The sequence below is a fragment of the Streptomyces sp. NPDC002643 genome (assembly GCF_053592555.1).
This window is the reverse complement of record NZ_JBSFVY010000060.1, coordinates 17,981-35,389: the sequence shown is the minus strand read 5'-3', so window position 1 is coordinate 35,389 and position 17,409 is coordinate 17,981. Positions and strand designations below refer to the sequence as shown.

The 17,409-nt window shown below is 69.6% G+C and carries 18 protein-coding genes; 14 read left to right on the top strand and 4 right to left on the bottom strand.

Features of this window, described 5'->3' with window-relative positions; translation table 11 throughout:
• Window positions 1-280 precede the first annotated feature (280 nt).
• The 4 genes from ACWD4G_RS44220 (at window position 281) to ACWD4G_RS44205 (ending at window position 3,014) form a co-directional block, all read left to right on the top strand.
• Window positions 281-1,015, top strand: coding sequence for an LmeA family phospholipid-binding protein (locus tag ACWD4G_RS44220; RefSeq protein WP_451304157.1), 735 nt, complete (start codon window positions 281-283; stop codon window positions 1,013-1,015).
• Window positions 1,016-1,420: 405 nt separating this feature from the next.
• Window positions 1,421-2,260, top strand: a complete 840-nt coding sequence (locus ACWD4G_RS44215) for a sulfurtransferase (RefSeq protein WP_451304155.1) — start codon at window positions 1,421-1,423, stop codon at window positions 2,258-2,260.
• 70 nt (window positions 2,261-2,330) lie between these two features.
• On the top strand, window positions 2,331-2,621 hold the full coding sequence (locus ACWD4G_RS44210; RefSeq protein ID WP_043502058.1) for a DUF1416 domain-containing protein: 291 nt from the start codon (window positions 2,331-2,333) through the stop codon (window positions 2,619-2,621).
• Window positions 2,622-2,750: 129 nt separating this feature from the next.
• Entirely contained in the window at window positions 2,751-3,014 is a 264-nt protein-coding gene (locus ACWD4G_RS44205; protein WP_451304153.1) for a DUF3099 domain-containing protein, read from the top strand.
• 13 nt (window positions 3,015-3,027) lie between these two features.
• On the opposite strand, the gene ACWD4G_RS44200 is transcribed toward ACWD4G_RS44205, so the two are convergent.
• Entirely contained in the window at window positions 3,028-3,390 is a 363-nt protein-coding gene (locus ACWD4G_RS44200; protein WP_451304151.1) for a DsrE family protein, read from the bottom strand.
• Between the two features lie 256 nt (window positions 3,391-3,646).
• Between ACWD4G_RS44200 and ACWD4G_RS44195 the strand changes: the two genes are divergently transcribed.
• The 3 genes from ACWD4G_RS44195 to ygfZ are packed head-to-tail and all read left to right on the top strand — an operon-like array spanning window position 3,647 to window position 5,798.
• Window positions 3,647-4,222: an FABP family protein gene (locus ACWD4G_RS44195; RefSeq protein ID WP_451304149.1), complete on the top strand. Its 576-nt coding sequence runs from the start codon at window positions 3,647-3,649 to the stop codon at window positions 4,220-4,222.
• A gap of 49 nt (window positions 4,223-4,271) precedes the next feature.
• Window positions 4,272-4,799: a Fur family transcriptional regulator gene (locus tag ACWD4G_RS44190; protein ID WP_451304147.1), complete on the top strand. Its 528-nt coding sequence runs from the start codon at window positions 4,272-4,274 to the stop codon at window positions 4,797-4,799.
• A 33-nt stretch (window positions 4,800-4,832) separates the two neighbouring features.
• The gene (ygfZ, locus tag ACWD4G_RS44185; protein ID WP_451304145.1) at window positions 4,833-5,798 is read left to right on the top strand and encodes a CAF17-like 4Fe-4S cluster assembly/insertion protein YgfZ; all 966 of its coding nucleotides are present in this window, start codon (window positions 4,833-4,835) and stop codon (window positions 5,796-5,798) included.
• Window positions 5,799-6,063: 265 nt separating this feature from the next.
• Here the strand turns inward: ygfZ and dtd are convergent, their stop codons facing one another.
• Window positions 6,064-6,489, bottom strand: coding sequence for a D-aminoacyl-tRNA deacylase (gene dtd / locus ACWD4G_RS44180; protein WP_451304143.1), 426 nt, complete (start codon window positions 6,487-6,489; stop codon window positions 6,064-6,066).
• 216 nt (window positions 6,490-6,705) lie between these two features.
• Here dtd and ACWD4G_RS44175 point away from each other — a divergent pair, with 216 nt between their 5' ends.
• On the top strand, window positions 6,706-7,425 hold the full coding sequence (locus ACWD4G_RS44175) for an RsiG family protein (protein ID WP_451304141.1): 720 nt from the start codon (window positions 6,706-6,708) through the stop codon (window positions 7,423-7,425).
• A 462-nt stretch (window positions 7,426-7,887) separates the two neighbouring features.
• A complete protein-coding gene (locus ACWD4G_RS44170; protein ID WP_451304139.1) occupies window positions 7,888-8,817 on the top strand; it encodes a GntR family transcriptional regulator in 930 nt (309 codons plus the stop codon).
• Between the two features lie 43 nt (window positions 8,818-8,860).
• On the opposite strand, the gene ACWD4G_RS44165 is transcribed toward ACWD4G_RS44170, so the two are convergent.
• Entirely contained in the window at window positions 8,861-9,049 is a 189-nt protein-coding gene (locus ACWD4G_RS44165) for a hypothetical protein (protein WP_451304137.1), read from the bottom strand.
• Window positions 9,050-9,202: 153 nt separating this feature from the next.
• Between ACWD4G_RS44165 and ACWD4G_RS44160 the strand changes: the two genes are divergently transcribed.
• The 5 genes from ACWD4G_RS44160 (at window position 9,203) to ACWD4G_RS44140 (ending at window position 16,343) form a co-directional block, all read left to right on the top strand.
• Complete coding sequence (locus tag ACWD4G_RS44160; protein ID WP_451304135.1) at window positions 9,203-10,093, top strand: GntR family transcriptional regulator; 891 nt, start codon at window positions 9,203-9,205, stop codon at window positions 10,091-10,093.
• A gap of 29 nt (window positions 10,094-10,122) precedes the next feature.
• Window positions 10,123-10,827 carry an HAD family hydrolase gene (locus ACWD4G_RS44155; protein WP_451304133.1) on the top strand — a complete coding sequence of 235 codons (705 nt, stop codon included), beginning with the start codon at window positions 10,123-10,125 and terminating at the stop codon, window positions 10,825-10,827.
• Window positions 10,828-11,111: 284 nt separating this feature from the next.
• The gene (locus ACWD4G_RS44150; protein WP_451304131.1) at window positions 11,112-13,370 is read left to right on the top strand and encodes an aminoglycoside phosphotransferase family protein; all 2,259 of its coding nucleotides are present in this window, start codon (window positions 11,112-11,114) and stop codon (window positions 13,368-13,370) included.
• Window positions 13,371-13,406: 36 nt separating this feature from the next.
• Window positions 13,407-14,030, top strand: a complete 624-nt coding sequence (locus ACWD4G_RS44145; RefSeq protein WP_451304129.1) for a TetR family transcriptional regulator — start codon at window positions 13,407-13,409, stop codon at window positions 14,028-14,030.
• A gap of 51 nt (window positions 14,031-14,081) precedes the next feature.
• Entirely contained in the window at window positions 14,082-16,343 is a 2,262-nt protein-coding gene (locus ACWD4G_RS44140; protein WP_451304127.1) for a HelD family protein, read from the top strand.
• Between the two features lie 44 nt (window positions 16,344-16,387).
• Here ACWD4G_RS44140 and ACWD4G_RS44135 read toward each other — a convergent pair whose 3' ends face one another.
• A complete protein-coding gene (locus tag ACWD4G_RS44135; protein ID WP_451304125.1) occupies window positions 16,388-17,308 on the bottom strand; it encodes a nitroreductase/quinone reductase family protein in 921 nt (306 codons plus the stop codon).
• Window positions 17,309-17,409 lie beyond the last annotated feature (101 nt).

Below are 17,409 nucleotides of genomic sequence, written 5' to 3'. Positions count from 1 at the left end.
GTTCAGACGTGTGCTCTTTCCGATCTCTTGGGGCTGCGCCCCGCCTTTTTAGGGGCGCGGGGAACTGCGCGACCAGCCCCCACCCACCCGCACTCGCCCAACAACCCGCACCCCCCGAGCTATTGGGCGACAACAACCCCCTGTCACAGCTGATCAACAAGCCCCCCGAACCCACCACACCCACACACCCACCCGCTTACCCTCGGGTACGACGGCCCCCGGGCCGTCGGCCAGGACACCCGTCGAGTCGACGAACGTGGGGAACGGGGAACACAGAGACATGCGCGCACTGCGAATACTTCTCATCGTCGCCGTGATCCTCGGCGGCCTCTTCGTCATCGCGGACCGCGTAGCCGTCGGCTTCGCCGAGGACGAGGCGGCCCAGCAGCTGAAGACCAGCGAGGGCCTGACCGACACCCCGAGCGTCTCCATAAAGGGCTTCCCCTTCCTCACCCAGGTCGCCGGCGGTGAACTGGACGAGGTCGAGGTCGGCATCAAGGACTACGAGGCCAAGGCGTCGGGCGCCTCCGACAACGTCGACAGCATCCTTATCGACGACCTCACGGCCAAGATGACCGGCGTCTCCTTCTCCAGCGACTTCAGCTCGGCCACGGCCGCCACCGCCACCGGCACGGCCACCGTCTCGTACGACGAACTCCTCAAGGCCGCCAAGTCGGAGCCCACCGATGTCGGGCTCGGTTTCACGGCCCGTGTCGTCGGCCTCTCCGACGGCGGCAACGGCAAGATCAAGGTCGCCGTCGAGATCGACCCCCCGGCGCTGGAGCCCGAGACGGTCACCGTGCTGAGCACCGTCAGCGTCAAGGACGACAAGGTCGAGGTCGAGGCCGACTCCCTGCCCGACCTGGGCATCGCCGAGAGCGCGGTCCGCAGCATCACCGACTTCCAGCAGGCGATCGACGACCTCCCCGGCGACATCAAGCTCGACAAGGTCGAGGCCGCGTCGGACGGTGTGGAGATCACGGTCAAGGGTTCGAACGTCAGGCTGGCGGGGTAGGACGAGCTTCGGCGGACGCCGGCTGTCCGATGGGCGAGACGATGGCGTCCGTACCGTAGATGTGACGGTCGATACATCCGCTCGGATTCGGTGGGGAGGCGGGCCGGACGCCCCGCCAATCCCACATCCCGGACGATCGTGTCTCAAAATACGACACACCGGTGACACGCCCGCCTGTCCGTCCCTACGATCCATAACCATGAAGCGACAGGCGGATCTCACGAAGCGGCGGGCAGTAGACCTGTGCCGCGTCGCCGCCATGCTCTGTCGCACCTTCTGAGCGGCCGCGCTCTCAGCTGCCGCGTTCCCCGATGCCTGCCCTGTCCAGCCAGGGCCCACCCTTGCGCGCCCCCGGCCGAACCGCCGGAGGCACCCCGCCGACAACTGCCCCGGAGGAGAAAGAGCATGAGCCGCAGCGACGTCCTTGTCGACGCCGACTGGGTCCAGGAGAACCTGGACAACCCGAACATCGCCATCGTCGAGGTCGACGAGGACACCTCGGCGTACGAGAAGAACCACATCAAGAACGCCATCCGGATCGACTGGACGAAGGACCTCCAGGACCCGGTACGCCGTGACTTCATCGACCAGGAGGGCTTCGAGAAGCTCCTGTCGGCGAAGGGCATCGCCAACGACACCCTGGTGATCCTCTACGGCGGCAACAACAACTGGTTCGCGTCGTACGCCTACTGGTACTTCAAGCTCTACGGCCACGAGAGCGTCAAGCTCCTCGACGGCGGCCGCAAGAAGTGGGAGCTGGACGCCCGCGAGCTGGTCGAGGAGGTGCCCGAGCGCCCGACGACCGAGTACAAGGCCAAGGCCCAGGACACCTCCATCCGCGCCTTCCGCGACGACGTCGTGGCGGCCATCGGCTCGCAGAACCTCGTCGACGTGCGCTCGCCCGACGAGTTCAGCGGCAAGCTGCTCGCCCCGGCCCACCTGCCGCAGGAGCAGTCGCAGCGTCCGGGCCACGTCCCGTCCGCCCGCAACATCCCGTGGTCGAAGAACGCCAACGACGACGGCACCTTCAAGTCGGACGAGGAGCTCAAGGAGCTCTACGCCGAGGAGCAGGTCGACCTGGCGAAGGACACCATCGCCTACTGCCGTATCGGTGAGCGCTCCGCGCTGACCTGGTTCGTCCTGCACGAGCTGCTCGGTGTGGAGAACGTCAAGAACTACGACGGCTCCTGGACCGAGTACGGCAGCCTCGTCGGCGTCCCGATCGAGCTGGGCGCCAACAAGTAACCCACCCCTCGCAAGCAAACCCGACCGGCCTTCCTTCCGGTCAGACCCCTATCTGTATCTGGAGAAAGACATGTGTGGAGCGAAGGCCGGCGGCCCCGACGCCTCGACGATCAAGCCCGGTGAGACCACCATCCAGGGTCAGGTCACCCGCGACGGCGAGCCGGTGACCGGCTACGTCCGTCTGCTGGACTCGACCGGCGAGTTCACTGCGGAGGTCCCCACCTCCGCCACGGGCCAGTTCCGCTTCTACGCGGCCGAGGGCACGTGGACCGTCCGCGCCCTGGTCCCCGGCGGCACCGCCGACCGTACGGTCGTCGTCGCCGAGAAGGGCGCCCTCGCGGAGGTCGCGATCGCGGTCTGACACCGCGCGGGGCTCGGGCGATCTGTGACGGACGCCTGACGAAGACGGACGCGACGAAGGCGAAGGGCCGTACCCCTGGGGCAACCCCGGGGTACGGCCCTTTCCGCTGCCCGGATCTACGCTGGAGTCATGTACGCGCGCCGGCGGCACATCTACTTCGCGATGATGGGCACCTGCATCGGTCTCTTCGTCCTCGCCTGGGGTGTCGTACGGCTCTGGTCGGTCCCGGTCGCGGTCGGCATGTGCGTCGTCGCCATGGTCATCCCGCCGCTCGCCGCGATGGTCGCCAACCGCCGGGGGCCCGAGGACCGCTGGTGGGACGACCCCTCGGGCGACCCCAAGTCCGACGAGTGGTGGGACGAACTGGACGGCAAGAAACGCCCGCGTTCCTAGCCGGAGAGCGGGCCTAGTACACGAGCGCCTGGGCGTCCTCGGCCAGCGCCTCCTGGACGAACACCTGCGCGCCCGCGATCCGTACGCCCTCGATGACGTCCTTCTCGGTGATGTCGCGGCGGGCGGCGCACTGGGTGCACAGGGTGAGCCGGCCGCCCGCGAGGACCGAGTCGAGGAGGTCGGGCAGCGGTGCCGCGTGCGGGAGCTCGAACTCGGCGGCCCGTCCCGGCAGCGCGAACCACGCGGACTCGCCGGTCAGCCACAGCGAGACCTCCACCCCGCTGGCCACGGCGACCGCCGCCACCGTAAAGGCCTGCGAACAGCGTTCGGGCGCATCGGCCCCCGCCGTCACCTTGATCACGAGCTTCTTCGCCATAGCCGGAATCGTAGTGCCGAAGGCGCCCGCGTAAGCTTGGCCCCGGCCCTGCCCCTGTACCGACCTCCGCTCATCCGAGGAGCACCCCGTGGAACTCTTCTTCGAAATCCTGCTGGCCCTGGTCTGTGTCGGCGTGCTCGCCTTCGCGGGGCTGACCGTGAAGAAGCTGTACCAGGGCCAGCGCTGATCGCCCGCCCAGCGTTCCCGGACCTTCCCCGACGCCCCCTCACCGACGTACGAGACTTCTGAGCTGCTCATGATCGAGATCCCGTCCGACCTCCACAAGGACCTCGTCCCCCTCGCCTTCCTGCTCGGCAGCTGGGCGGGCGCGGGCGTGCACGACTTCCCCGGCGCGGAGAAGTGCAACTTCGGGCAGGAGGTCACCTTCTCCCACGACGGCCGGGACTTCCTGGAGTACCGCTCCCACACCTGGGTCCTCGACAAGGACGGCAACAAGGTCCGTCCGCTGGAGAGCGAGTCCGGCTTCTGGCGCGTCGACGCCGACCGCAAGGTCGAGGCCGTCATGACCCGTGACGACGGTGTCGTCGAGATCTGGTACGGCGAGCTGGCCAAGCAGAAGCCGCAGATCGACCTGGTCACGGACGCGGTCGCCCGTACCGCCGCCTCCGGCCCGTACAGCGGCGGCAAGCGGCTCTACGGCTATGTCAACAGCGACCTGATGTGGGTCGGCGAGAAGCAGACCCCCGAGGTCGAGCTGCGCCCCTACATGTCGGCCCACCTGAAGAAGGTCGTCACCCCCGAGGACGTCGAACGCTGGGCCAAGGCCCTCCCGGACGACATGCCGGACGACGGCATCGCCTTCTTCAAGTAGGCGCACAGCACAGCGGTGTCCCCGCCCCTCCCCGGCCTAGACTGGGCCCGTGGTGAGCACCGACTGGAAGAGTGACCTCAGGCAGCGTGGGTATCGGCTGACCCCGCAGCGGCAGCTCGTGCTCGAAGCCGTGGACACCCTTGAGCACGCGACCCCCGACGACATCCTCGCCGAAGTGAGGAAGACGGCGTCGGGGGTCAATATTTCGACGGTCTACCGGACCCTGGAGCTTCTGGAGGAACTCGGGCTGGTCAGCCACGCCCACCTCGGGCACGGGGCGCCGACGTACCACCTGGCCGACCGGCACCATCACCTCCACCTCGTCTGCCGGGACTGCACCAACGTCATCGAGGCCGATGTCTCGGTCGCGGAGGACTTCACGGCGAAGCTGCGCGAGACCTTCGGCTTCGACACGGACATGAAGCACTTCGCGATCTTCGGGCGGTGCGAGGAGTGTGCGGCGAAGGCGGCCAAGGCGGCAGAGGTGGCCAAGGCGGCCAAGGCCGAGGCGGAGAGCGGGGGCAAGGGGGCCAAGGCGGCAGGGGCCGCCGACAGTTCGACCGGACGTTCGACCTAAAGACTTCAACTACCTAGTCGTAGGCTTGGCCGTATGAAGAGCCCACTGCTGTCCCTGCCCGGCGCCGTTCCCGCCGAGGGTGTGGACGAAGGTGTCGCCGCCCACTACGGCGACCTGTTCCGCGAACAGCGCGCCCTCGCCGACGGCACCGGATTCGTCGACCTCTCCCACCGGGGTGTCATCACCGTCACCGGCGAGGACCGGCTCAGTTGGCTGCACCTCCTGCTCACCCAGCACGTCAGCGAACTCCCGACCGGCCAGGCCACCGAGGCCCTGATCCTCTCCGCCAACGGCCACATCGAACACGCCCTGTATCTGGTGGACGACGGCACGACCGTCTGGGCCCATATCGAGCCCGGCACCCAGGACGCGCTGCTGGCGTATCTGGAGTCGATGAAGTTCTTCTACCGGGTCGAAGTCGCCGACAGGACGGCCGACTTCGCGGTCGTCCACCTCCCGGCCGGTTCCATCGCCGAGGCGCCGGAGGGCGTCGTCGTCCGCGAGACCCCGTACGGCCGTGATCTCTTCCTCCCGCGTACGGATCTGGAGTCGTACGCCGAGAAGGCCGGCCCCGCGGCCGGGCTGCTCGCCTACGAGGCCCTGCGCGTCGAGAACCACCGCCCCCGCCTCGGCTTCGAGACCGACCATCGCACCATCCCCCATGAGCTGGGCTGGATCGGCAGCGCCGTCCACCTCCAGAAGGGCTGCTACCGGGGCCAGGAGACCGTGGCCCGCGTGCAGAACCTGGGCAAGCCCCCGCGCCGCCTGGTCTTCCTCCACCTCGACGGCAGCGAGGTCCATCTGCCGCCACCGGGCACGGAGATCCGCCTCGCGGACGACGGCCCCGACGGCCGTAAGATCGGCTTCGTCACGACATCGGTACGCCACCACGAACTGGGCCCCGTGGCCCTGGCCCTGGTCAAGCGCAATGTGCCGCTGGACGCGAGGCTGATGGCCGACTCGACAGCGGCGGCCCAGGAGGTCGTCGTAGAGCCGTAGGCCGGTCGCCAAAGCTGAGGGCAGCCGTGTCAGCTGACTCAGCGGGGCAATCGTGCCGCTGGGTCGGCGCTCACCCGGCAGTCGTCGTAGCTGCGGGCAATTGTGCCGCTGGGGCGGCGCCTACCCGGCAGTCGTCGTAGCTGCGGGCAATCGTGCCGCTAGGGGCGGCACGGGTGGGCGCAGCGGCACCCTGTAAGCGCCGGGCAAGCGCCTCTCCCCCCGGCCCGCAGCACCCCCGGGCGCCCCGTACCCCCCCACGGACCACCTACACCTCGACCAACACCGTGAACGGCCCGTCGTTCGTCAACGACACCCGCATCCTCGCCCCGAACTGCCCGGTGGCCACCGTCGCGCCCAGCCCCCGAAGCCGGGCGACGACCTCGTCCACCAACGGCTCGGCGACGTCCCCGGGCGCCGCCGCGTTCCAGGTGGGCCGGCGGCCCTTGCGGGCGTCGCCGTACAGCGTGAACTGGCTGATCACCAGCAGCGGCGCGTCCACATCGCTGCACGACTTCTCGTCGTGCAGCATCCGCACCGACCACAGCTTCCGCGCCAGCTGCGCCGCCTTCTCCTTGGTGTCGTCGTGCGTCACCCCGACCAGGACGCACAACCCCTCACCCTCGATCGCCCCGACGGTCTCCCCGTCCACGACGACACTCGCCCCGTCGACCCTCTGCACCACCGCACGCATGCCGACCATCATGCCGCCGCCGTCCATCGGCCGTACGCAAGGGGGTCCCCCTTACGAGGGGTATGTGATCACCGGGGTTTGAAGAGTGCTTTGCCCGGTCTTTCTCATTGATCCATTACCGCCCATCTGGGGTGGATCGCGGGGACTCGGTCACATAGCGGCCACGCGGAGTGGCACCATGCTCACACACACCGGTCGAGGGGACGGTTGAGGCGCATGAGCACATCGAGCATGGCGGGTACGGCAGGGACGCCGGGTACGGCGGGCAGGGCAGGTGGGGCGGGTATGGCGGGCGCGTCCGGGGTCGCGGGCGGCGCCGCGTGCCGGCCCCCGGTGCAGCGCACGGACAGCAGCCCGCTGCCGCCGACCGAGGGTGACCCCCTGCTGCCGCCGGACCCGACCGGGACGTACGACCTCTCCCGGCTGCGGTTGCCGGAGCTTCGCGCGCTGCGCCGGGAGGCCCAGCGGGACGAGGCGGATCTGAGCTATGTACGGCGGCTGCTCCAGGGCCGTATCGACATCCTGCGGGCCGAACTGGCCCGGCGGGGCGGCACGGCGGACGCCTCGGGGGCGGACGGGCCGGGTTCCGCCCGCTCGGCGTCGGGTGAGACATCGGCGCTGGTGGACCGGCTCTCGGAGATCCTGACCGATGCCCCGGCCCGTCAGCGCTCGTCGGCCCGGCATGTCACGGTGGGGACGCCGCACGGCGAGGAGTACCGCCGGCTGGCCGCCGAGATGCTCGCCGAGGTCGAACTCTCCGACCTCCAGGCCCGTACCGACGACGAACTCACCGCCGGGCTCGCCCGCCTCGTCCAGTACGAACAGCAGATCTCCTCCCGCCGCCAAGGCCTCCAGCGCACCACCGACGACTGCAACGCCGAGATCGCCCGCCGCTACCGGGACGGCGAGGCCCAGGTCGACGACCTGCTGGCCTGACCCGGCCCGACGATCAGCCGCACAACACCTCCGACGTCAAACTGGCTGATCACAGCAAAAGGGCGCCGCCTCTGTCGCCGGCGCCCTGCTGCGGACGTCCAGGCGCCCTTGGTGCCCGGACCTCTTCTGAGAACTGCTCGATCTACTGGGACTTGGAGCCTGGGACCTCTCTGTCGTGTGGTGCGGGTATCCGTAGCTATTCAGTTGTGGTTGTGGCTGCGCATTCAGTTGTGGCTGAACCATTCAGTTGTGACTGTGCTGGACCGGTCGAACTCCCGGCTCCCCTCCGGAAGGGAGGTCGATCGGTCTGTCCGTGTGGCAGTTGCCAGAGTCACCAACCATTGGAAAGTTTGACCATGTTGTGAAAGTTGGCGACCAACTCCATCTAACTTATCTCCGCTTGGAGTCGGCTCATAACCACCTTTCCTTGAACTGCCCAAAGATGGCGCGAAGTTGTAGTGTTTGTGCGTGGACGGGGAACGCACGGCCGTCGATCGACGGAAGTCGTCACAGCGGCCCCAGAGGTCACATCACGAGGTCGCCGACGTGTTGCGCGGCCGGATCAGGTCCGGCGAGCTGCGACCGGGACAGCGCATGCCCACGCAGGCCAAGCTCGCCGACGAGTTCGGCGTGGAGCGCGGCGCCGTACGCCAGGCGCTGCGCATCCTGCAGTCGGAGCACCTGCTCACCAACGTTTCCAAGGGCAGCCCCGCGACGGTGGCCGCACGTCTGGGCACGGGCGGGATCGGCGGCCCGGGAGCGCCGCCGCGGCCGACGATGGTGGAACTCGCCCCGCGCATATCCGCGGCCTTCGGGGCCCCTCATGTGGTGATCGACGCCCTGTGTCTGACCGCCGTGTCCCTCACGCTCGCCGTGGGTGAGCCGTTGCGAGAGATTCACGCGGGGCGCATAAAACCGGCCAGAGTCGATGTGCGGGTGCTGCTGCCCAGCCGTGACATCCCGCTCGCCTTCCCGGCCCCGGTCGACCCCTCGCTCGGCACCTCCGCCGACCGCCGGCTGCAACGCCGCTGGCTGGCCCAGCGCAATGCCCAGGGGCAGGTGCTCAAGCACAATCTGCTGGCTCTGCGGTCCACGCACGGCGTCGACGTCCATGTCAGCTTCCGGGCGCTGCCGTTCACCCCACCGGTGAAGCTGTACCTGCTCAACGGCTCGGAGGCGCTGTTCGCGTACTACACCGTGCAGCGCAAGGAGGCCGAGGTGGACAGCGAGCAGTTGGAGATGTACGACGCCGAGGGCACCCAGTCGATGCTGTTCGCCTTCGAGCGGAGCGTGACGGCCGCTCCGCGGGATGTGACCTTCGTGGAACAGTCGCGTCTGTGGTTCGACGCGCTGTGGGACACCATCAGCTCGGACCTCCAGCTCACAAGCTGAGGCGCTCCGCCGGAGCGCCGGTCCCTCGACCTGTCGGCGCAGGTCAGAGCGCCGGGCCCGAGAACAGCAGGGCGAGGATGACGGCGCCTATGGAGCTGCAGGTGTGGTTGCGGGCCTTCAGGCCGACCGTGAGGAACAGGAGCCCGACGACTCCCATCGTGCCGTACTGCCACTCGACCATCTTCTGGAAGGCGACGACGGCGAGGGCGAGGAGAAGAGCGATGACGGGCATGGTGGGACCTCCTTCGACGGGCATGGGGAGGGGGTGAAACTTTCGCCAACTTCGCCAAGTTGGCAACCAACTTCATCTAAGTTGTTCCCGCTTGGCTGATACTCATAACCACCTTTCTATGAACTCCCCAAAGATGGATGTGAGTTGTAGCGTTTGGTCGTGACCCAGGAGAACGTCGCAGTGAACGGCAGCAGAAAGCCCGCCTCCCAGGAGATCGCCGACACCCTGCGGGACCGCATCCGCAGCGGTGAGCTGAGAGCCGGTGAACGCCTGCCCACCCAGGCCGAACTCGCGGAGGAGTTCGGCGTGGAGCGCGGCACCGTGCGTCAGGCGCTGCGGGTGCTGCAGGAGGACGGGCTGCTGAGCAATGTCAGCAAGGGGAGCCCGCCGAGGGTCGCCGAGGCGGTACCCGCCGGAAGCCATGAGCCGCAGCCGACGATGGTGGGCCTCGGCCCCCGTCTGGCGGAGGCGTTCTCGGCATCGCGTGTCCGGGTGGACGCGGCCTGTCTCACCGCCGAGACACTGATGCTGGCCGTCGGCGAACCGGTCCGCCTGATCCATGAGGGAACGATCCGCCCGGAGTCCATCGACGTCCGTATCCTGCTGCCCTCCCGCAGCATCAACCTGGCGTTCCCGGTGCCGGTGGACGGGCGGGGCGAGGACGACGAGGAGGACCCCGTCCACCGGCGCTGGCTGGACCAGCGCAACGCCCAGATCCGCGTGCTGCGCCGCAGCCTCCTGGCCCTGCGCGCCTCCCACCAGATCGATGTCCGGGTGACCTTCCGGGCCCTGCCCTTCACCCCACCGGTGAAGCTGTACCTCCTCAACGGCGAGGAGGCCCTGATCGCGTACTACATGCTCACCAAGCGCGAGGAGCAGACGGACAGCGGCACGCTGGAGATGTACGACACCCTCGGTCTCAAATCCCTCCTCTTCTCCTTCGAGCGCCACACCAGTCACCGTGACGCCGCCTTCGTCGATCAGTCCCAGCAATGGTTCAACGCCCTCTGGGAAACGATCACTACGGACCTGACACTCTCCTAGTGACTCCTGATGCAGCGCAGACTGAACCGGTGACAGCAGAGACAGAGATCCTGCGGAAACTGATCACCCCTGTCCGCTACGTACTCTGGGACATGGACGGCCCGATCTGCCGTCTGTTCGCGGGCCATCCGGCGCATCAAGTGGCTAGAAAACTGGTGAACTTGATCACGGATCGTGGCCTGGGCGGACTGCTGACCGAGCGGGAGCGCGTCACGACGGACCCCCACGCCGTGCTGCTCGGCCTCGGCGGCCGGCACCCCAGCAGCGATCTGATCGCCGAGCTGGAGGAGTGGCTGACCCAGCAGGAGTTGACGGCGGCGTCGAAGGCACTGCCGACGCCGTACGCCGATGTCCTCATCAGAACCTGGGCGGGGCAGGCCCGTTTCGCGATCACGACCAACAACTCGCCCCGGGCGGCCGCGAGTTACATAGCGACCCGCGAACTCACCGACTGCTTCCCCTACATATACGGCCGCACCCGGAACCTCGACCGTATGAAGCCCGACCCGTACATCCTCCGCCAGGCCCTCAGCTCCATGGGCGCCGACCCCGCCCTCACCCTGATGATCGGCGACACCCCCACGGACTTCGAAGCCGCCGAGAGAGCCGGCGTCCTGTTCCTGGGATACGCCCGCAGCGACGGAAAACGCGACCAGTTGATCGAGGCCGGTGTACCGCCCCGGCACATCGTGAGGACGTTGGAGCCGGTGCTGGAGATCGTCAGAGCGCGGTAGGGCGGCGCCGTGCCGGAGGAATATGCCACTGACTTTCCGTGCCGGTGGAGTCCCGATAGCATGCGCGGACGGTTGAACGGAGCCACCGCTTCCGGCGCCCGCTTGTGCATGATGGCGAACCCGCCGTGATCCCGAAGAGACCTGACGGCAGAAAAATTCTGGCAAACCCTTCCAGACAGCTCCAGACGGCCTATGAGTTTTGGGCTCTGCGCGACAGGACACCTCTCACGGTTTAACGTTTGCCTCAATTTTCACCACCCTCGCGCACGTCCCAGGAGCGGCCAGTGGGCGCACCTCCTGTTCCCCGCCCTCCGCTCAGGGAACGCGTCATCCGTCATCTCCCCGGTGTCTCCGCCGACCCGGTGGACGACTTCGTACGTCGTGCCCCCCGGAGCGGTACGCCGAGCCGGGGGCATCACCACCAGAACTACGTGGTGCCGCTGACGCGGGCCATGGCGGCGGTCGTCGGAGGTGTCGCCGGTGCGTCGGTGATCGTCCGGCTCCCCCGTACCGAGGCGTTGCCGGTCGTCATCAGAACCTGGAAGAACGAGGCCGAGCTGCTGCGTGCCCTGCGCGGTCTGCCGCACGTTCCGCGGTGCCTGGTCTCCCGCCCCGGGTTCGCCATCCACAGCCATGTGGAAGGAGTGCCGCTCTCCGGTGTGTGCGGCGACGGCAAGCCCGTCGACGGCGTGGTCGTCGAGGGGCTCGCCGGTCTGCTCGCCCGGACGGCCCAGGTGCGCAGGGAGGCGCTGCCACCGCTGCCCTCCCACTGGCCGCGCGACGACAAGGACAGCCGGGGCTTTCTGCGCACCCTGGCCCAGTTGGCGGACCGGCAGATCCGTCAGCCCAACTGGAAGGCCTACGGCGGGCTGTTCGCCGCCCTGGGCATCCCCGAGGACGCGCTGACCCGCCTGGCCGCACGCGTACCGGCCATGGCGCGGCGGCCGTACAGCCTGCTCCACACGGACCTCCATCGCGACAACGTGATCGTCGGCCACCAGGGGGAGCCGCCGTTGATGTGCGTGGACTGGGAGTTGGCGACCTACGGCGATCCGCTGCACGACCTGGCCACGCATCTGGTGCGGATGAAGTACCCGGACGACCAGTGGGACGAGGTGATCGAGGCCTGGGCACAGGCCATGCGGGCGGTCAGGCCGGCGGCGACCAACGGGCTGGGCAAGGACCTGCGGCACTACGTCGCGTTCGAACGCGCCCAGTCGGTCTTCCCCGATGTCATGCGTGCCGCGCGTTCCCTGGAGAGCGGGCGGGACCGCAAGACCCTGGACGAGGCGACGGCCGCCGTGCACCGGGCGCTGCGGGCGGCGGCGGAGCCGCTGGGGCTGGGTGCGGTGGCGGGGGTCGCCGAGGTCGAGAGGGTTCTCCACCGCTGGCAGACATCGTGGCGGGGGCGGCGGGCGGGGGGCCGTCCGGCCCTGGGCTGGCGGCCGGACAAGAGGTTCGCCGAGCGCGCCGACTTCCCCCCGCAGGCGGTGCTCTCGGCGCTGATCGCGGAGGGCACGGCACCCGCGGGCCGGGTGTTCAAGGGCACGGCACACCTGAACTCGGTCGTACGGGTGCCCGGTGTGGACGTCCCCGTCGTCGTACGCCGCAAGATGCTGTCCGTCAGCCGCAGCGAGCCCAGCTTCCTCAGCGAACACGCCGTCCTGCGGGCCATCGAGAACTCCGCGGCCGAGGTGGCCGCCCCCAAGGTCCTGGCCCTGGGCAAGAGCCGTCTCGACGACTCCTTCGCCATCCACACCTATGTCGGCCCGCCGGATCTCGACCAGCCGCCCAGCCATCCCGTACACGGTCTGCTGCCGCATGAGGCGGACGGGCTGGTGGACCAGCTGTGCGAGCTGACCAAGGTCGACTACAAGGCGCTGGACCCCCTCGCCGACCAGGACTTCCACGGGTGGCTGATCGAGAAGCTGGTACGTCTGGTCGGGGGCCTGCCCGAGGAGTCCCGTGAACTCGCGCGGGAACTGGGGCTCCCCGGCGCCGAACGGCTGAGCCAGATCCTGGGCAGACACCGGGTGACCCCACGGAACCTGTCCCTGCTGCACGGCGACCTCAACCCCTGGAACCTCGTACGCCGTGACGACCGCTTCGCCCTCACCGTCATCGACTGGGAGATGGCGATGGTGGGCGATCCGCTGTACGACCTGGTCCGGCACATGCATCTCACTCCGACCCGGCCGGAGATCCGCGACCGGATGTTCCGCCGCTGGGCCCAGCGTCTCCCCGGCACCCACACCAAGGACTGGGAGCAGGACTGGCCGGTCTACCGGCGCATCGAACTCGTCCGGTCCGCCTATGTCGACCTCGACCGTCTGGCCACCGGGTCGAGCCTCGACGCCCCCAACGTACGCAGGGCCGTGGACTCCTACGCCATGACCCTGGCCGCCGCCACCGCCGCCCTCGGCCTCAAGGGCAAGTCGGCCACCGATCCCCACCTCGCCCTCGTGCTGCGTCGCGGGGAGCGTGGCGGTCCGGCGGGACGGGGCTGCCTCACCGGCCAGGAGGTTCAGGGCGCCGTCGGCTGAACCCCGGCCCGGTGCCCGGCTGCGTAGGCTCGCCGCATGAGTGAGATGGGGCTGCGGGAGCGCAAGCGGCGGCGGATGTTCGAGACGGTGTCGGAGGTCGCCATCGGGCTGTTCCTGGAGAAGGGGTTCGACGCGGTGTCCGTGGCCGAGGTCGCCGCGGCGGCCGAGATCTCCAAGCCGACGCTCTTCCGGTACTTCCCTGCCAAGGAGGATCTCGTGCTGTACCGGATCGCCGACCACGAGACCGAGACGGCGCGGGTGGTGGCCGCGCGCGCCGAGGGGGAGTCCGTGGTGGGGGCGGTACGCGCGCACTTCCTGGACGGCATCGCCCGACGGGACCCCGTCACCGGGCTCACCGACGATCCGCGCGTACTCGCCTTCCACCGGATGCTCTACGGCACGCCCTCGCTGGTCGCCCGGCTCTACGGCTACCTCGAACGCGCCGAGGGCGCCCTCGCCGAGGTGCTGGGCGGCGGGCTCGACGCCCGGGTCGCCGCCGGGCAGATCGTCGCCGTACGACGGGTGCTGGCCGAGGAGAACTGGCGGCGGGTGGAGCGGGGGGAGCCGGTGGACGAGGTGGCGCGGGATGCCGTTGTGGCTGCTGAGCGGGTGTTCGGGCGGCTTGAGGGGGCGGTTCGTCTTTCTGGCGACACCGCCTGAGTCTGGGTAAATTATTTAACTCGGTTACGTTATTTGGGTACGCTCGGTGGAATGACGCCTCCTGAGTCCGCCGAGCCCGCCGAGTCCTTCTCCGGTTCTGGCCTTCGCCACGCCCTGCTGCGCGAACGGTCCCATCACGACGCCTGCCGCGCCGCCTTCGCCGCGATGGTCGCCGGGGCGGGGGAGCGGGTCGTGATCGGCGAGGACGTCTCCGCGTCAGGGGCGGACGCGGAGGTGCTCGGGTATCAACTCCGCAGCCATGCCAAGGAGTTGCGGGAGCTGCCGGAGGGGCCGCTGTTCTTCGGCCGGTTGGCGTTCGCGGCCGACGGCCGGGTGGCGGCCGACCGCGGCGCGGCGGGGGCCGACTGTGGCGCGGCGGGGGCCGACCGCGGAGCGGTGGGGGCCGGCGTCGGCGCCGATCACGCCGGGGAGAGCTATCACATCGGGCGGCTTCGGATCAGTGAGCATCCCGCCGCGCCGCCGCTCGTCGTGGACTGGCGGGCGCCGGTGTCCCGGGCCTTCTACCAGGCGAGCGCCCGCGATCCGCAGGGCGTCGCGGTCCGCCGGCGCTTCGGCTGGGCCCCCGGCAGCCGGGGCGACTCGGCCGACCTCACCGGCCTGGAGGACGAATACCTGACCGCGTCGCCGACTGCCCCGAGCGGCCCTCTCCCCGCCCCCACCAGCCGTTTCCTCGCCGCCGAGATCGAACGCCCCCGGCTCGGCCCCATGCGGGACATCGCCGCCACCATTCAGCCGGAGCAGGACGACCTGGTCCGGGCGGATCTCGCGGTCTCGGTCTGCGTGCAGGGCGCCCCCGGTACCGGCAAGACGGCGGTCGGGCTGCACCGCGCCGCGTATCTCCTCTACACCCACCCGCAACGCATCCGCCGCGGCGGTCTGCTGATCCTCGGCCCCAACCGCACGTTCCTCTCCTATATCGCCGAGGTCCTGCCGTCGCTCGGTGAGACCGGGGTCCGCCAGTCGACCGTCGTCGACGAGATCGCCCGGCAGCCGATCCGCGCACGGGACGACGAGCGGGCCGCCACCGTCAAGCACGACATCCGGATGGCGGAGGTGCTGCGCCGGGCCCTGTACGCAGGCGTCACCGCCGAGCACCCCGACCCCCTCGTCGTACCGGACGGTTCGTACCGCTGGCGGGTGGGCGTCGACGAGCTGCGGCGGATCGTCGAGACGGTACGGGCGGACGGGCCGACGTACGACATCGGGCGGGAGCGGGTCCGTACGCGGGTCGTGCGGCTGGTGCGGGAGCGGGCGGAGCGGCGGTCCGGGGTGCTGCGCTCGAACGCCTGGGTGCGGCGGGTCTCCCGGTCGCGGCCCGTCGGCGCGTACGTCGATGCCGTATGGCCGAGGGCGCGGCCGGAGGAGGTCGTGGCGCGGGTGCTCGGGGAGCCGGAGGTGCTGGCCCGCGCGGCGGACGGGCTGTTGGACGCGGAGGAGCAGAAGGCCGTGCTGTGGTCGAGGCCGCCGCGCACCTGGCGCTCGGCGCGCTGGTCGGCCGCCGATCTCGTACTCCTCGACGAGGTCGCCGGACTCCTCGAACACCCCGAGGGGTACGGCCATGTCGTCGTCGACGAGGCCCAGGACCTCTCTCCGATGGAGTGCCGCGCGATCGCCCGCCGGGCCGCCTTCGGCTCGGTCACGGTCCTCGGCGACCTCGCCCAGGGCACGACCCCTTGGTCCGCCTCCGACTGGCCCCGGCTCCTCGCCCACCTCGGGAAACCCGATGCCGCCGTCGTACCGCTGACCACGGGCTTCCGGGTGCCACGGGACATCGTGCGCCTCGCCAACCGACTCCTGGGGCGGCTGGGCGTGGACGTCCCCGAGGCGCGCTCACTGCGCCGGGACGGGGAGTTGAGGATCAGGAGGGTGGGGGAACCTCGGGGCGGGGATGGCGATGGGGAGGGGGGTGGGGGCGGGGGCGCTGAGGGTGTGGCCGCCGTGAGTGCCGGGGGTGCGGTCGCGGTCAGTGCCGAAGTCGTCGTCGCCGTGCGGGACGCGCTCACCCGTGAGGGGTCGATCGGGGTCATCGCGGCCGACGCCGAGGTCGTACGACGTCTCCGGGGCGCGCTCGGCGAAGCCGGCGTCCCGACGGGCGGGCCCGATGAACTCGGGGTGCGGGTCGCGGTGTTGGAGGCGGGGGTGGCGAAGGGGCTGGAGTACGACCATGTCGTGGTCGTCGAACCGGCCGCGATCGTGGACGCCGAGACGCGCGGCCCGCACCGGCTGTACGTCGCCCTCACGCGCGCGGTGTCACACCTGGACGTGGTCCACGCGCGAGCACTGCCCTGGTGAGGCCCACGGCACGGGTGTTACGGGAAGGCGGCGGAGTCATGACATCACGCGGGCCTCGCCCCCGCCTCCAGCGCCGGTATCAACTGCTCCTCCTCGTAGGTGAGATGGGCCTCCAACTCGGAGATGAGCCGCTCGACTTCGACGAGCACGGCCTCTGGGCGTACGGCGTCGGTGTCCTGGGTGTTGTGCGCGCCCTCGGTGCTGTCCGCGCCCTCGGTGTCCTCCGTGCCCCCGGTGGTCACGGCCCGGCGGAGGGCCTCGGTGAGGGTGGCGATGTGTTCGTGTTCCTCGCGGAGGCGGGCCAGTGGACCGGAGAGTTCCGGGTGGCGGTCGGCCAGGAACGGGAACAGGGCGGTGTCCTCGCCGGTGTGGTGGTTGTGCAGGCCCTGGCAGAGGGTGAGGCAGTTGATGCGGAGCTGCGCGCCGAGCGTCGGCCGGCCGTTGCTCGCGATCAACTCCTTCCTGATCAGGGCGAGTTCGCGACGGAAGGCGTCGTGGACGACCTTGATGGCCTCGCCCATGGAGGTGGCGTTGATGTTCGGCGGGCCCGCCACGGGGATCTCTCGCAGGGCGACCACCGGGATCGTACGGTCGGTCTTCGCCTGGTACTCGGCCCAGCCTGGTTCGGACTCGACGGCCCGTGCGAAGGCGATGTCCCGTTCCTCGTCGTCCAGTACGACGGCCTCGGCCTCGTAGGTGAACGCCCCGCTCTCGACGGTGACCCGGGGGTGGGCGAGGAGATTGCGGTACCAGTCGGGGTGCCGGGGTGATCCGCCGGCCGAGGCGATCACGAGGATCGAGCCGTCGCCGTCGGCGTAGTAGCCGAGCGGCGTGGTGTGCGGCTTGCCCGTACGGGCGCCGGTGGTGGTCAGGAGGATCAGGCGGGCGCCCTCGAACGGGCCGCCGACCTCGCCGTGGTGGGCGCGGAACTCTTCGATGATCCGCTGGTTGAAGGGGTTGGGCATGCTCTGCTTTCTGCGGAGGGTGATGACGAAGTGGACGTGTGCGCAGCGCGACCGATGGCGCTTCGGCGCTTGACTCGCGCCGCACTTCGACAGGCGGACCT